General features: G+C 73.2%; 11 protein-coding genes. 3 read left to right on the top strand and 8 right to left on the bottom strand.

Annotated features, from left to right (window positions below; all coding sequences use genetic code 11):
* Positions 1-3 precede the first annotated feature (3 nt).
* Positions 4-348: a P-loop NTPase fold protein gene (locus ABD774_RS21755; RefSeq protein ID WP_425554606.1), complete on the bottom strand. Its 345-nt coding sequence runs from the start codon at positions 346-348 to the stop codon at positions 4-6.
* 1,081 nt (positions 349-1,429) lie between these two features.
* Positions 1,430-2,113 carry a hypothetical protein gene (locus ABD774_RS19110; RefSeq protein ID WP_345044820.1) on the bottom strand — a complete coding sequence of 228 codons (684 nt, stop codon included), beginning with the start codon at positions 2,111-2,113 and terminating at the stop codon, positions 1,430-1,432.
* A 452-nt stretch (positions 2,114-2,565) separates the two neighbouring features.
* Between ABD774_RS19110 and ABD774_RS19105 the strand changes: the two genes are divergently transcribed.
* Complete coding sequence (locus ABD774_RS19105; RefSeq protein WP_345044818.1) at positions 2,566-3,636, top strand: glutathione S-transferase family protein; 1,071 nt, start codon at positions 2,566-2,568, stop codon at positions 3,634-3,636.
* 2 nt (positions 3,637-3,638) lie between these two features.
* On the opposite strand, the gene ABD774_RS19100 is transcribed toward ABD774_RS19105, so the two are convergent.
* Both ABD774_RS19100 and ABD774_RS19095 read right to left on the bottom strand, forming a co-directional pair.
* A complete protein-coding gene (locus ABD774_RS19100) occupies positions 3,639-5,438 on the bottom strand; it encodes a hypothetical protein (protein ID WP_345044816.1) in 1,800 nt (599 codons plus the stop codon).
* Positions 5,439-5,492: 54 nt separating this feature from the next.
* Complete coding sequence (locus ABD774_RS19095; protein WP_345044813.1) at positions 5,493-7,160, bottom strand: FUSC family protein; 1,668 nt, start codon at positions 7,158-7,160, stop codon at positions 5,493-5,495.
* 223 nt (positions 7,161-7,383) lie between these two features.
* Between ABD774_RS19095 and ABD774_RS19090 the strand changes: the two genes are divergently transcribed.
* A complete protein-coding gene (locus ABD774_RS19090) occupies positions 7,384-7,731 on the top strand; it encodes a thioredoxin family protein (RefSeq protein ID WP_345044811.1) in 348 nt (115 codons plus the stop codon).
* 31 nt (positions 7,732-7,762) lie between these two features.
* Here the strand turns inward: ABD774_RS19090 and ABD774_RS19085 are convergent, their stop codons facing one another.
* Positions 7,763-8,533, bottom strand: coding sequence for an HAD-IIB family hydrolase (locus ABD774_RS19085; RefSeq protein ID WP_345044808.1), 771 nt, complete (start codon positions 8,531-8,533; stop codon positions 7,763-7,765).
* 136 nt (positions 8,534-8,669) lie between these two features.
* Here ABD774_RS19085 and ABD774_RS19080 point away from each other — a divergent pair, with 136 nt between their 5' ends.
* A complete protein-coding gene (locus ABD774_RS19080) occupies positions 8,670-9,497 on the top strand; it encodes an aldo/keto reductase (RefSeq protein WP_345044806.1) in 828 nt (275 codons plus the stop codon).
* 82 nt (positions 9,498-9,579) lie between these two features.
* Here ABD774_RS19080 and ABD774_RS19075 read toward each other — a convergent pair whose 3' ends face one another.
* The 3 genes from ABD774_RS19075 to ABD774_RS19065 are packed head-to-tail and all read right to left on the bottom strand — an operon-like array spanning position 9,580 to position 14,380.
* Positions 9,580-10,560: an NAD-dependent epimerase/dehydratase family protein gene (locus tag ABD774_RS19075; protein ID WP_345044803.1), complete on the bottom strand. Its 981-nt coding sequence runs from the start codon at positions 10,558-10,560 to the stop codon at positions 9,580-9,582.
* Positions 10,557-13,352, bottom strand: a complete 2,796-nt coding sequence (locus tag ABD774_RS19070; protein ID WP_345044800.1) for an alpha/beta fold hydrolase — start codon at positions 13,350-13,352, stop codon at positions 10,557-10,559. The genes ABD774_RS19075 and ABD774_RS19070 overlap by 4 nt, the downstream gene beginning before the upstream one ends.
* Positions 13,349-14,380 carry a 3-oxoacyl-ACP synthase III gene (locus ABD774_RS19065; protein WP_345044798.1) on the bottom strand — a complete coding sequence of 344 codons (1,032 nt, stop codon included), beginning with the start codon at positions 14,378-14,380 and terminating at the stop codon, positions 13,349-13,351. The genes ABD774_RS19070 and ABD774_RS19065 overlap by 4 nt, the downstream gene beginning before the upstream one ends.
* Between the last annotated feature and the right edge of the window lie 32 nt (positions 14,381-14,412).

Raw genomic sequence — 14,412 nt, 5'->3', positions numbered from 1 at the left:
CTCCTACCGCACCCGCGGCCACCGCCAGACCATCGACCCACAGACCAGCAAGTAACCAACAACAAACCGCCGAGAGGGGTCAACTTTCCATCGGCGCAGAGGGGTCAATTTTCGCCCGGCGTTGACAAGAGCTGCGAAGAACTCTGAGAGCAGTCCTTCAGTTCCGGACGTAGCCCACGGAGTGAACGGCACAACTTGCCACCTGCTGTTTTCGAGCTCCGTGAGGTAGGTAGTAATCATCGCTATTACTGAGGATTTTCCGCTGCCCCAGGGGCCCTCGAGCCCATAGACAACGCTGGACTCCGTAGAGTGGTTCTCATCGATCAAGCGGGCAGCCCGGTGTGCCACCGGCGCTCGACGAAGCGTGTCTTGATCGGTGGTCGAGATTGGATCGTCTCGCCAACTCTTCCGCGGTGGCACCGCGCAGCGAATCGGCTGGTGCTCCTGTTCGGGCGCGGTCACACCTCAGACGCTACCAATGCGCTGACGTTTTGCTGTCACCGCGCTAGTCCGGGCCGTGACGCTTTCGGCGGTCGGGTCGATAAGCAGATCGGTCACTCACGTCACGAATGAGGTGCCCTACTACGGATCGGTTGCACTCGGCCGTTAAGAGGTGGGATTAATCGCGATGACTCACCTACCGATGCCGAATGTCCCGTGATCTGCACCAGGGAGCTGACAGTCCTCGCGGACCGACCGATCCATCACCAGTAGCGAATCCTCCACCGGGTCGGCTGCCAGCAGCGGGCCGGAAGAGCAAGCGTCGCGGAGATGGCTATTTACAGTCCCATCTGGCTCCGCGCCATGGCGGACACGACATCGGATAGGAGGTCGCGGAAGATCGAACTGAGTGCCCCGGCCGCGCGGCGGAGTGAACCGCCCCGGGTTTGATGGAGGCTCTCAGCTGCAGCGATGAGGACAGGGAAGTCACGACTAACCCACTGATCTGCAAGTGCGTCAGGCACTGTTTTCAGGCATCTCTCGTAGGAAGTCGCGTGCGAGTTCGACCCACTCGTCTGGGGTCGCTCCCTCCACCGAGATCTCCAGGTACTCGGCTGGAGTCAAACCGTTCGGAGCAGGGTTAAGCGGACCTTCTTTGTGTCCCGCGAATGGGGATGTCCGTTTGATCTGCCAGAGCATGTCTCGCGCCTGAGAAGTGCGGCCGTCCGCCGACCCTCCGACTTGAAATCGAGGGAAGATCTGCGGTCGCCGTGACGCTGGGGGCCACTGGTTCCAGACGCGGTAGAACGGTCCTTCCCACTGGTGGTGAGCCCACGTAAATGGCCCTTCGAAGCCCGCTGCGACGAGCCCTGCCAGGAAACCTTCGGCGGCGTTTCGTAGCCGCTGCTGCTTGTTCAATCGCACTTGTTCAGTGTGCTCGATTCCCCTGCGACCGACACCAGAATGCCCTCCGGCGACGGACTAATCGTCATGCGTTTAGCCACTCCTGTAGTCGTTCTGGGAGTATCCGATCCGTGTCATACCGCAGACGCCTGCCGCGGTTGAGGTCACGGACGATCTCGCGGACCTCAACCGGGCCGTCCCCACCCCAGCCGTTGCGAAGGGCTTCGACCATCACCTCATCAGGGTCGAGTCGGACGCCGTGGTCACGCAGGTGGGTGAGGGCATGGACGACGGGCGCCCGGTCACGGTTGTCGATCAAGCCCTGGTTGGGTACCGCAAGCCCGGTTGTCCCCTTCATCGCAGCCTTCACCGGGGCGGGCGCCTCTGGCACGTGTCGGATGACCTCACCGGCGAGACGTTCGACGTCGTATGCCGTGACCCACGGCGCATGGTTGGCAGCGCCCTCGGCGAACTCGATAGCGCCGTGAGCCCGGACCACCACGACACCGTCGATCGCGTGCGACTGTTCGATGTTGATCATGTGTTCAACTCCGAGGCACCAGGCGATCACCATCCCGCGGGGCGGGCCGTAGTACTTGCTCTTGGCGGACGGCGACGTGATGCTCAGGCCCAGTTGGGCAAGCAGCGGGAAAGCGTGGACGGAACGAGTGGAAGGGACATGCAGACTCGCGCGCCTTCCCGCCCACTTCACTGCCAGGGCGAGTGACCGCTCGAGGTCAACATGAGCTTCGATGTACGCACGACGCATGGTCTACCTCCTAGCGATCGACACACCCGACCGTAGGTGAGACCACCGACACCACTGCCAGCACGGGAGCAACGAAGGCTCTGCAGTCGTTAGCGCCAGACCGTCCCAATAGCCGAACCCCTTGCGGGGACGGCGCAGGTCATTGGCGCCACCCGCGTTCGCGTGTCCGCAGGACCCGTCCGGGAAAGTGTCCGGTGACGGTGCGTCCTTCGGACCTGTCGTCAGAGGGTGCGAACTCCGGCACGCCCAGCCACACGCTGCTCGGGGCAGCCCTTCAAGGGCGCACCCGTTGCTGCTAAGAGACGTCGAGCCATCGATGTACTCATCGAACTCCTCGTTCCCACACTGTCCAGGTGGGGCCGGGCGAGACGAGTTCTCCAGTGGGGAAAGTACGCATCGCCTCGCGACGGCCACCCGGGTACGTCGGCGCCCACGGACGTAGGGTCGGAAGCATGGACGAGCAGCAGACCGGCACGACCGTGGAGCACCCCGAGCACAGCGAGGGCGGGCGGTACACCACCAAGGGCAAGGAGTACACGCGGGACACCCGGTACATCGAGACCCGCATCACCGCCGACGGGCGGGACGGCTACCCAGTCGAGCCGGGCCGTTACCGCCTCGTCGCCGCGCGTGCCTGTCCGTGGGCGAACCGCACGATCATCGTGCGCCGGCTCCTCGGGCTCGAGGACGCCATGTCGCTCGGCACGCCCGGCCCCACGCACGACGCCCGCTCGTGGACGTTCGATCTGGACCCCGGCGGCAAGGACCCCGTTCTCGGCATCCACCGCCTCCAGGAGGCGTACTTCGCCCGCGTGCCGGACTACCCGCGCGGCATCACGGTCCCCGCGGTCGTGGACGTGCCCACGGGCGCCGTCGTCACCAACGACTTCGCCCAGATCACCCTCGACCTCGAGACGGAGTGGACCGCCTTCCACCGCGACGGCGCACCCGACCTCTACCCCGAGCACCTGCGCGACGAGATCGACCGGGTGAACCGCAAGGTCTTCACCGAGGTCAACAACGGCGTCTACCGGTGCGGCTTCGCCGGCTCCCAGGAGGCGTACGACAAGGCCTACGACAGGCTCTTCACCGCCCTGGACTGGCTCGAGGAACGGCTCACGAACCAGCGCTACCTGGTGGGCGACACGATCACCGAGGCCGACGTGCGCCTGTTCACCACCCTCGCACGCTTCGACGCCGTCTACCACGGCCACTTCAAGTGCAACCGCAACAAGCTCTCCGAGATGCCGGCGCTGTGGGCCTACGCCCGCGACCTCTTCCAGACCCCCGGATTCGGCGACACGGTCGACTTCCAGCAGATCAAGGAGCACTACTACATCGTCCACACGGACATCAACCCGACGCAGATCGTGCCGAAGGGCCCGGACCTGTCCGGCTGGCTCACCGAGCACGGCCGCGAGGCGTTGGGCGGGCGTCCGTTCGGCGACGGCACTCCCCCGGGCCCGGTCCGCCCGGGCGAGGAGGTCGACCCGGCCCACACCGCGGCGGCCATGCGGGGCTGACCCTACTGGTAGCTGACGAACGCCGGACGGGGCTCGACCTGCATGGTCTGCTCCGGGGTGAGCATCGGGACGTCCTCGTCGTAGAAGTTCTTCCAGCCCCAGTGCTTTACCGCCGGGGCGTTGGCGTGCAGGGTGCGCCAGGTGGTCTGCTTGTCGCCCTGCGCGCCCTGCCCGTCGGCGTGGATGAGCACCGCGAGCTCGGAGCGGGACTGGTCGACCTCGTTGACGCCGGGGATCATCCGCACCTGGAACTGGTGCAGCACCAGGATCTTCTGCGGCAGGTTGTTCGCCCGGGTCAGATCGGCGAGCCAGGTGACGACCTGGTTGACCTCGGCGACGTCGACCTGCCCGATCTGGCGCAGGTGCACCTGGTCCGGCCGCAGGCGCCACTCGGGGTCCAGCGCGAGACCCACGTTCGGCAGCTTGAGCAGCTCCTCGTACCGCTTCGCCTGGGTCAGGAAGTCGGTGCGCCCGGGCTGCAGGTCGAGCACCACGTACTGGCCGTTCTCGTGGGCGGCCTCGACCAGCGGCCGCAGCTGATCGACGGAGCGCTCGGCGGAGTAGTTCCCGTCGTCGCCCGCTCCGGCTGACGCGACGCTGGCGATGATCTCGAGCGCCGGGACCACCGCGGTGTCGGTCAGCGCCCGGTAGGGCTCAGCGTGCTCGGCGGCCCGCTGGACGGTGGCAGGGACGTCCTGCTCGCCCAGCACCCCGAGGGCGCCCGAGCCGGGCGTGCCGTACAGCGCCACGTACGTCTTCCCCGGCAGCGCCAGCTGGCCGCCGCCGGGCAGCTCGGTGCCGGTCGCGGCGGTCGCGGTCCGCCAGGCCAGCGTGCCGGCGTCGCCGAACGCGGGACCGAGGCCGACGACCACCTCGGGCGCGTTGGCGGCCGTCTCCTGCACGGTGGTCGAGGAGGCGCGCGGGTCGCCGCCGGGCACCACCTGGACGGCGGCGCCGGCCGTGCGGGCGTTCGCCACCGCGGCGGCCTGGGCGGCCTCGCCGGTGGACATGACGACGACGCCGTCGGCCACCGGTTCCGGCCGCTCGCTCGGCGGCAGGGCCGGCTCGCTCGCGTCGTCCGCCGTCGCGGCGTCGCCCGCCGTCGCCGTCGGGGCGTCGTCCGCCGGCGCGGCGTCCTCGGTCGATGCGTCCGCCGGCGCCTCCCGCGTCAGCAGCGCGGGCGCCTCGGGGTCCAGTGCGGCGACGGCAGCCACCTCCTGGCCCTCCGGAACCGCCTGGGCCGTGAGGTCCGCCCCCACCAGCTCCGCCAGGGCGTTCTCGTCGGCGGGCGCCGGGACGACGTCGATCCCCTCGGCCCCGGCGAGGTCGACGTCGCCGACCGCGAGCACGGTGGCCGTGCCGAGCCGGTCGAGCTCCTCGGCCGTCGCGTCGGGGGCGGCGTCGGCGTCCTGGGCGGCTTCGGGCTCCACGCTGGCGTCCGCGGAGGTGGCCTCCGGAGCCGGCTCGTCGCCGGCCGGCGCCGCCGGTTCGTCGATCAGCACGGGCGCGCCCAGCGTGAGCGCGAGCGAGGAGGCCTGCAGGGCGGTCTCCGGCGTGCCGACGACGGCGAGGGGGGCCGCCTCGAAGAAGGCGCGCGACGTCTCGGCCGAGAGCGTCGCGGCGCTCTCGCCCGTCAGCACGGCCGTCTCCGCCGGCGCCGCCGGCTCACTGACCACCGGGGCCGGCGTGGTGGGCTCCGCCGTCGTCCCCGACGTCGTGCCCTCCCGGGGGTCCGCGGTGCAGGCGGCGAGAGCCAGGGCTGCGGCGAGAGGGACGGCGATCAACGGGGCACGGCGGGTCACACGGTCTCCTGCGTTCGGGGGCTGAGCAGCTGCCAGGCTACGTGCGCACGCCGCTCAGCGCAGGACGGCCCGCAGGTTGGCCAGCGCCAGCGGGTCCGGCGGCGTCCCCCTGCCGGCCGCGTGGCCGAGGGACCGGGCTGCCCAGGTGGCGCCGCCGACGCCGTCGGCCGGGCCGGTGGCGGCGGCGCACCGCGCCAGCACGGTCAGCGCCAGCCACGCCGTCGTCTCACGGGATGAAACCCACGGCTCGACCCGCACCGGGTCGTCCGAGCGGGCGCGCGCCGAGACCTCGGCGAGATCCTGCATGTCGAGGGCGAGCTCGCGTTGCGCGACGCGCCCCTCGGGACGGTTGACCGTGCCTGCCCCGATGTGGTCGAGCGCGTCCGAGCAGCTGGTGAGGACCCGCGCGACGTACGAGCGCAGCATGGGGACCGAGCTGCCGCGACCCACGGTGAGCAGCACGGCGACGGCCACCGCGACCCCGATGACGGTGTCCAGGAGCCGTTCGGCGATCACCGGCCGGACGTCGCCGGTGCCGCCCGCCGTCGCGATGGTCAGCGCCAGCGGGGTGATGAAGGAGACGGCGACCGCGTAGTTGCGCGGGACCGCCAGCTCCACGGTGCCCTGCAGGACGATGACGAGGAGCACCGTCGCCCACGGTCCGAGGCCGAGCCACGAGATGAACGCGAAGAGCCCGAGACCCACGACCGTGCCGATGAGCCGGTGCCGGGCGCGCACCAGGGAGCGCCGCCGGTCCAGGCCCTGGTGGAGCACCAGCGCGGCCACCATCATCGCCCAGTACGCGTGGGCCGTGGACAGGGTGACGGCGATGAGCCCGGCGACGACGATGCCGAGCGACACGCGCCCGGCCGCGCTCAGCGCCACCGTGGGGTACCGCAGCGCCCGGCGCAGGAGGTCACGCAGGGACGGCAGGCCCAGCGGGACCTCGGCGAGGTCCGCCGCCAGGTCGGGGTCGGGCGCCACCCCGGGGAGCGCGTGCGAGGTGTAGGCGCGGTGCGCCGCCCGCAGCTGCGCCACCCGGGCGCGGGCGCCGGGCCGGGAGGAGGTGGAGTCCCCGGCCGCCCAGAGGACCTGCCACGCGCGGTGCAGCGCGTCGCTGGCGCGGTGCGAGAGATGGGCGGCGGCCACGTCCCGGGTGCCGGCCTGCACGTACTTCTCGACGGCGGACCGGGCGGCCGCGACGGCCCGGTCCTGCGGGCCCGTCGGGCGCCGGAGCAGGTCGGCCAGGGCGACGGGGACGGCGCAGGCGGCCCCGACCGCCGTCGCCAGGACCATCTCCTGCGGCGAGACGTTGCCGTGCGAGGGGATGAACCCGGCCACACCCGCGACCATGATGAAGAAGAACGCGCCGGGGATGCCCACGCGCAGCGCGTGGCAGGCGAAGGTGGCGACCGCGCCGACGGCGGTGAGCAGCACGATCGCGGCCCAGCCGATCCCGGCGGTCAGGGCCCCGAGGGCGGAGACCACCACCAGGGCGGCCGCCACCGCGAGCAGCAGCCGCACCCGGTTCCGCGCGGGGCGGCCCGCCCCGTAGAGGACCGTGAAGGCGCCCGTCGAGGTCATGAGACCGAAGTCGTGGTGACCGAGGAGGGTGGCGGTGGTCAGCGGGATCGCGATGGCGGCGGCGGCGCGCAGGGCCGTCGGCCAGGCGAGGAGCCGGAGGTCCGTCCGGGTCGGCACCCGCCAGGTCCGCTCGCGCACGCGTCAGCTCCTTGAAGTTTTGTGGGGTACCGCCAAGGATATCGGCGGTCGCTCCTCCGGGACCGGTGCGGCACCCGTGGCACTCACCACGGCCGGGGAGGCCGGGCGGCGGGAAGCATCGGACCGTCGTCGGTGTTGTCCCGGTCGGCCGGGCGAACCGCAGACAGGACGTGAGTCAGTGAGCCGGCCGGACGAGACGAGCCCGCCCGGGAGCCGGAGGACGATGAACCCGCAGGACGCGCCGACCAGGCTGGAGCCCCGTGAGCTCGGGCTCGCACCCTCGGGCCTGGGCGAACGGGCGACGGTGGTGCAGGTCTCCAGCGCGTTCTGCGCCCCCTGCCGGGCGGCCCGCACCGTCGCTGCCCGGGTGGCGACCACGGCCGCCGGGGTCCGGCACGTGGAGGTCGACGTCGCCGGGCACGAGGAGCTCGCGGCGGCGCTGCGGATCGCCAGCACCCCCACCGTGCTCGTCCTCGACGCCGACGGGGTGGTGCGGGAACGCCTCGAGGGCGTCCCCCGGCTCGCGTGGCTGCGCGAGGCCGTCGAGCGCGCCGGAGCGGGCTCGGCGTAGCCGACGGGCCGGACCCCGAGCGGGCCGCGGGCTAGGGGCGCGCCGCCGCGAGGGAGGGGACGATGCGCTCGACGAGCTCCGCCGTCTCGCGCCAGTCGGCGACCGCCTGGGTGGGCATGCCTAGCCGCTTGACCGGGTAGTCGTTGCCGCCCTCGTCGAGGCGGTCACCGACGAAGAGCATCTCCGCCACGTCGATGCCCGTCTGCTCGCTCAGGCGGACCATGCCGTAGGCCTTGTCGACACCCGCACGGGTGATGTCCACGGAGGTGGAGCCCCCGGAACGGACCTCGAGCTCGGGCAGGAGCTTCGCGACGGCGTCGCGCAGCATCTCCTTCTTCTCCCCCGTCGGGTCCCAGGCCTTCTTCGCCTCCAGCGGCGCCTGCTGGCCGAGCGCGGAGAACGTGATCTGCGAGCCGCGGTCCTCGAGGATGTCGCCCCAGGTCTGCTCCTCCCAGAGCCCGAGCCGGCGGGCCTCGCCCTCGACGGCGGCACGCGCCTTGGCCCGCTCGTCCTCGGTGAGGTCGTGGGCGTAGACCTGCTTCCACTCGCCGTCCGCGTGGCGGAGGTAGCGGGTGCCGCAGGTGGGCATCAGGTGCAGCCGGGAGAGCTGGTCGGCCGTGGCGTCGAGGTGGGCGAGCACCTGGTCGCGGAACTGGCCGAAGTGGCCGCCGGAGATGATGCAGACCGGGACGACGTCGAGGAGCGAGGCGAGCGCGTCGGCCATCCGCCCGGGCATGGGCGACTTCGACGGCGCAAGGGTGTCGTCCAGGTCGAACGCGATGAGTCGTACGTGGTCCGTCACGGAGGTCCTCTCGGGCGCGGGCGGCTCACCGCGCCGGCGGCAGGTGCATGTGCGGGCGCCGCGGGCGGGCGCCGGCACTGCGGATGGTCACCGCCGATTATGCCCTGCCGCGCTCCGGCCGGGCACAATGCGGCACATGACCGCACTCCCCACCTTCTCCCTGAACGACGGCCACACCCTGCCCGCCCTCGGCTTCGGCACCTGGCGCGTCGCGGGCGAGGAGGCCGAGGAGGAGGTGCGCAGCGCGCTGGCGGCGGGGTACCGGCTCATCGACACCGCGGCCAGCTACGGCAACGAGCGGGAGGTCGGCACCGCGGTCGCCGGCTCCGGCGTGCCGCGCGAGCAGGTCCTGGTGACCAGCAAGCTCCGCGGCGCGGACCAGGGCTACGACGCCGCCCTGCGGGGCTTCGAGCGCACGCTCGGGGCGCTCGGGCTGGACCGACTGGACCTGCACCTCATCCACTGGCCGCTGCCCGCCCGCGACCTGTACGTCGACTCCTGGCGGGCCCTGATCCGCCTCCGCGAGGAGGGGGCCGTCCGCTCCATCGGCGTCTCCAACTTCACCGCCGCCCACCTCGACCGCATCATCGGCGAGACCGGTGTGGTCCCGGCGGTGAACCAGATCGAGCTGCACCCGGGGTTCGTGCAGGAGGAGATGCGCGCGGCCAACGCCGAGCGGGGCATCGTGACGGAGTCCTGGGGGCCGCTCGGCCGCGGCAAGGGTCTGCTCGAGGCGCCGGAGGTGCGCGCGGTCGCGGACGCGCACGGCGTCAGCCCGGCGCAGGCGGTGCTCCGCTGGCAGCACCAGCTCGGCGTGCTGCCGCTGCCGAAGTCGGCGGACCCGCAGCGCCAGCGGGATAACCTCGACGTCGCCGGGTTCACGCTCACCGGCGAGGAGATGGCCCGCCTGGGGTCGCTCCCCCAGCGCCGCCTCGGCGGCGACCCGGACACGCACGAGGAGTAGCCCGCGCCACCTCAGGCGAGACGTCATCTTCCCGGTGAGACGTCCATCTCGCCCGAGATGATGACGTCCTCGCCGCGGCGTCTCACGCCACGTCGCGGGCGCGGTAGTACGCGGCGAGGCGGGCGAAGCCCTCGTCCAGGCTCACCGCGGGGCGCCAGCCGAGGGCTTCACGGGTGCGGCGCTGGTCGAACCAGTGCGCGGTCGAGAGCTGCTCGGCGAGGAACCTCGTCATCGGCGGTTCGTCGGCGCCCGGGCGCACCGCCCAGACCTTCTCGACGACGGCGCCCGCGGCCCTCGCGAGCGTGCCCGGCACCGACCACACCGGGGGCGTCACGCCCGCCGCGCGGCACATGCCCGCGATCAGCTCCGCCACCGGACGCGGCTCGCCGTTGGTGACGACGAACGCCTCGCCGTGGGCGTCCTCCGCGCGGTCCAGAGCCGCCACCAGGGCGCTGACCGCGTTGTCCACGTAGGTGGTGTCGATCAGCGCGGCACCGGCGTCGAGGACCGGCAGCCGCCCCGCCGCCGCCCGGTCGACGACGCGCTGGACGAGCTGGGTGTCGCCCGGGCCCCACACGATGTGCGGCCGCACCGCGACCACGGCGAAGCCGGGGGCGTCGGCGGCCAGCGCCGCGAGCTCCGCGGCCGCCTTGGTGCGGGCGTAGCTGCCCCGCGCCAGCTCCGGCTCCGCCGGCCCCGCGCCGTCGCCGACGATCGAGGTGCCGGTGTGGGCGACGGAGGGTGAGGAGACGAAGACGAACCTGCCGGCCCCGGCGTCCCGGGCGGCGTCGAGCAGCAGCCGGGTGCCCTCGACGTTGGTCCGCTCGAAGTCCGCGAGGTCTCCCGCGAAGGAGACCTTCGCGGCGAGATGGACGACGGCGTCCTGGCCGGCGGCCGCGGCGGCGACGGCGGAGGGGTCGTCCACCGACCCGAGGACCTCCCGGGCGCCGGCCACCGCGGCGGGGCGCCGCTGGAAGGTGGTGACCTCATCGCCCCGGGCGGCCAGCGCGGTGGCGACGCCGCGCCCGAGCATGCCGGAGGCGCCGGTGACGAGGACCCTCACGGCCTGCCCGCCCGCACGCCTGCCAGCATGCGTGCCGCCCACGCAGCCACCCGCGCCCGTTCGACCTTGGAGTTGTGCCGCACGTCCGTGGGGACCTCGGGCACCCGCAGCACGGCGGCGACCGGGACGTGCGCCGCGGCCCGCACCGCCCGGGCCAGGCCCTCGGGGGCCAGCGACGGGGCCCGGCGGGCACCGGCATGGACGGCCGGGTCCGTCTCGAGCACCACCACGACCTGCCGGGCGCCGACCGGCCCGACGCCCACCGCCGCCGCGCGCACGACGCCGCGCACGGACAGCGCGTCGTTCTCGACCTGGACCGGGGTCACGACGCCGTCGGGCGTGACGATCACGTGCGCCAGCCGACCCTCGATCCAGAGCCGGCCGGCGGCGTCGAGGTGACCGACGTCGCCGGTGCGGTGCCAGCCCGGCCAGGTGGCCGAGACGTCCTGGGTGGACCACAGCCGGTCGTAGCGGTCCTTGAGGTTCGGGGCCGTCACGAGCACCTCGCCGGTCACGCCGGGCTCTGCGGTGGGGTCACCGGTGGCGGCGCCGTCGTCGTCGAGCGGGACGAGCAGGACCCGCGCACCGGGCACCGGGGCGCCCACGCACGTCCCGTTCCCGGCCCCGGCCACCGTGCCCGCGGCGGCGTCGGCCTCGGCCGCGCGGATCTGCTCGAGCGAGACGTCCGTGAGCGGCAGCGCCTCGGTCATGCCGTAGGGCGTGTGCGGCTCGGCGTTCGGCATCACCTCGAGCACCTGCGCGAGCCGCGCGGAGGAGATCGGCGCGCCGGCGGAGAGGAACAGCTCCACCCGGGCCAGCGCGTCCCGCTGCGCGGGGGTGAGCCCGCCCGCGGTGCGCACGACGTTCGCCAGCGCCGAGGGCGAGGCGAAGACGACGGAGGCCCCGATCGCGGCCGCCGCGTCGGCCAGCGCGCCGGCCCGCAGCGTGGCGGGCGCGGTGACGTCCATGTCCGGGGTGGCGCTCGTCGCGCCGAGGGCTGTGCCGAGCAGCGCGAACGGCGCGAAGCCGGCCACGAACGGCCGCTCGGGCGAGAGCCCGTAGGTCTCGGCCACGACGGCGCACATCCCCGCCAGGCGTCGGTGCGTGTACACCACACCCTTGGCGGGCCCCGTGGACCCGGAGGTGAAGAGGATCGCGGCGTCGTCCTCGGGCGCCGGCTCGGCCGGCAGCGCGGTGCCGGCGCCCGCGAGGGCGGCGCCGCGGGCGAGCAGCTCCCGCAGGGACCCCGCGATGCCGAAGGTGCGCCGGCGGCTGTGCGCGGTGCGGGGCGGGGTGTACCCCTCCTCGTGCCCGCTGGGGACGACGACGAACTTCTGTCCCGGCCACCCGAGCGCACGGGCCGCGACCATCGCCCTCTCGATGCCGAGGATGTGGTCGGGCGCGGCGCCGCGGACGGCACGGGTCATGCCCTTCAGGCCCAGGCCGGCGTCGGCGAGGACGACGACCGCGCCGAGGCGCAGGCAGGCGAACAGCGCGGTGGTCAGGTCCACCCCGGGCGGGATCAGCAGGCTGACCCGGTGCCCGGCACGCACGCCGGAGTCGGCGAGCCCGAGGGCCAGGTGCTCCACCCGGCGGGCCAGGTCGGCCCAGCTGAGCGAGCTCGCGCCGGCGGCCGAGAGCGCGACGACGGCGGGGGCGCCCGAGCCCGACAGCTCGCCCAGCGCGGCGTACAGCGGCCGGTACCCGCCGGCGCGCCCGGCCGGCTCGCTCGAGATCCCCTCCCCCGCGGGCAGCGCCTTTGCGGGCTGCGCCTCCGGGCGCTCGGCGTCCGCGGGCAGCGGGCCCGGCGCCGCGGACCTGCCCTCGAGCGTCCGCTGCAGCCAGCGCACGACCGTGCCCGCGACGTCGGCGTCCTCGACCACGAGGTGGCCGGCGCCCTCGAAGCGCTGGACGTCCGCGTGCGGCAGCCGCTCGAGAAGATCCCGCAGGTACCGCTCGTAGAAGACGGGGTCCTTGGGGCCCCACATGACCAGCGCGGGCACCGTCAGGGCCGCGACGCCGTCGGCGATGCGCGTGAGCTCGGCGTGGCTCGGGTGCGCCGGGCCCACCGGGATGTCCTCGACGAACGAGCCGATGCCCCGGCGGTCGTCGGCGGTGCGGTACGGGGACCGGTAGGTCTCCCGCACCTCGGGCGCGAGCGGGGGGTGCGCGAGGGAGAGCGTGACGTCGAGGAAGGCCGAGGTGAGCGTCGTCGCCCCGGAGTGCACCGACCGGTGCCGGGCGAGGCGCAGCAGGGCCGGGACCCGCTTGGACGCCTGCTGGTGGACGGCCGTGTTGGTGAGCACGAGGCCCGCGAGCTCCCGCGGGTGGTCCACCGCCCAGCCCATGGAGACGACGCCGCCCCAGTCGTGCCCCAGCGTGACGACGGGCAGCCCGTCCCAGGCCGCGCCCGACAGGCCCAGATGGTCGGTGAGGGCGCCGAGCTGGGCGACCCGGTCCGCGAGGCGGTGATGGGCGCCGGTGTGCTCGGAGAAGCCCATCTCGAGCTGGTCGACGGCGACGACGCGCCAGCCCGCCTCGGCGCCGGCGGCCAGGACCGAGCGCCACAGGTAGGACCAGGTCGGGTTGCCGTGCACGCACAGCACGGTGCCGTGCGGGGTCTCCCCCGCCGGCAGCGACGCGGCGTTGTCCAGGTAGTGCCAGGCGTGGCCGTCGACCACGGCGCGGCGGGACCAGGCCGGATCGACCCCGGGCCAGCGGGGAGCGCCGGCGGGGACGCCGGGGTCGGCCGGGCGGGGTGCGTCGTCGGGGGTGGTGACCGGGGCGGTCACCAGGCCAGCTCCAGCAGCGCCGTGTTCAGCCCCGACCCGACCCCCAGGCACATCACCCGGTCACCGGGGTTGAGGGTGTCCGCCTGCTCCGAGAGCGTCATCGCGATCGCGGCGGGCCCGACGTTGCCCCACCGGTCGAAGGTGATGGGCACCGCGTCGGGGTCGAGGTCGACGGCGTCGATGATCGCCTTGGTGTAGGGCGTGGAGATCTGGTGGGTGACGTAGCGGTCGAGCCGTGACCAGTCCCAGCCGTCCGCCTCGGCCTCGCGCCAGGCGTCGACGACGAGCTTGAGCCCCTTGGTCAGCAGGTTCTTGGTGTCGGTGGTCATCTTGCCGAAGGAGCCGACGCACAGCTCGTGATGCTCCGTGGCGGCGCGCGCGACGCCGCCGAGGATGCGGTGCCCGTCGGGCCGGTCGGAGGCGCGGCCGATGACGACGGCGGCGGCGCCGTCGCCGAGAGTGAGCGAGGCAAACTGGTTCTGGTAGTCCTGGCGCGTGACGCCGTCGGCGGTCAGGCGGGCGAGGGTGTCCTCCTGGGTGCGGCGGACGTCCTCGGCGTTGACGATCACGGCGTGGTCGATCTGACCGGCGTCGATCATGGCGGAGGCCATCTGCACGCCGTTGACGAAGCCGACGCAGGCGTTGGTGATGTCGAAGTTCAGGGCGCGGCTCGACAGGCCCATGCGGTCGTGGACGCGCACGGCGACGGAGGGCTCGAGCTGGGTGCGTGAGACGGAGGTGTTGATGAGCAGCCCGACGTCCCCGGGGTCGACCCCGGCCTCGGCGAGCGCCTTCGACCCGGCCTCGGCGGCCATGTCCTCGAACGCGGTCCCGTCCTCCCACCACCGGCGCTCGCGCACGCCGGAGACGCGCTCGAGGAGGTTCTTGGGCAGCCGCAGAGCCTTGCGGGCGACGGCGAGCCGGTCCTCGAACTCGGCGGAGGTCACCACCCGGGGCGCCTCGATGTGGGACAGACCCACGATGGCGCTGTCGCGGTACCGGAACGTCGCGTTTCCCAGTTGGCTCACCACCCAAGGTTACGGAGTGCCGGCGCGCGGGC

Origin of the sequence: Georgenia daeguensis (genome assembly GCF_039537705.1) — a bacterium.
Lineage (GTDB): Bacteria > Actinomycetota > Actinomycetes > Actinomycetales > Actinomycetaceae > Georgenia > Georgenia daeguensis.
The sequence above is the reverse complement of the archived record's forward strand: the minus strand, read 5'-3'. Positions and strand labels throughout refer to the sequence as shown.

Excerpts from the sequence above, each read along its gene's own strand:
- ABD774_RS19105 (WP_345044818.1), top strand. The coding sequence starts at position 2,566 with ATGGACGAGCAGCAGACCGGCACGACCGTGGAGCACCCCGAGCACAGC.
- ABD774_RS19090 (WP_345044811.1), top strand. The coding sequence starts at position 7,384 with ATGAACCCGCAGGACGCGCCGACCAGGCTGGAGCCCCGTGAGCTCGGG.
- ABD774_RS19080 (WP_345044806.1), top strand. The coding sequence starts at position 8,670 with ATGACCGCACTCCCCACCTTCTCCCTGAACGACGGCCACACCCTGCCC.
- ABD774_RS19110 (WP_345044820.1), bottom strand. The coding sequence starts at position 2,113 with ATGCGTCGTGCGTACATCGAAGCTCATGTTGACCTCGAGCGGTCACTC.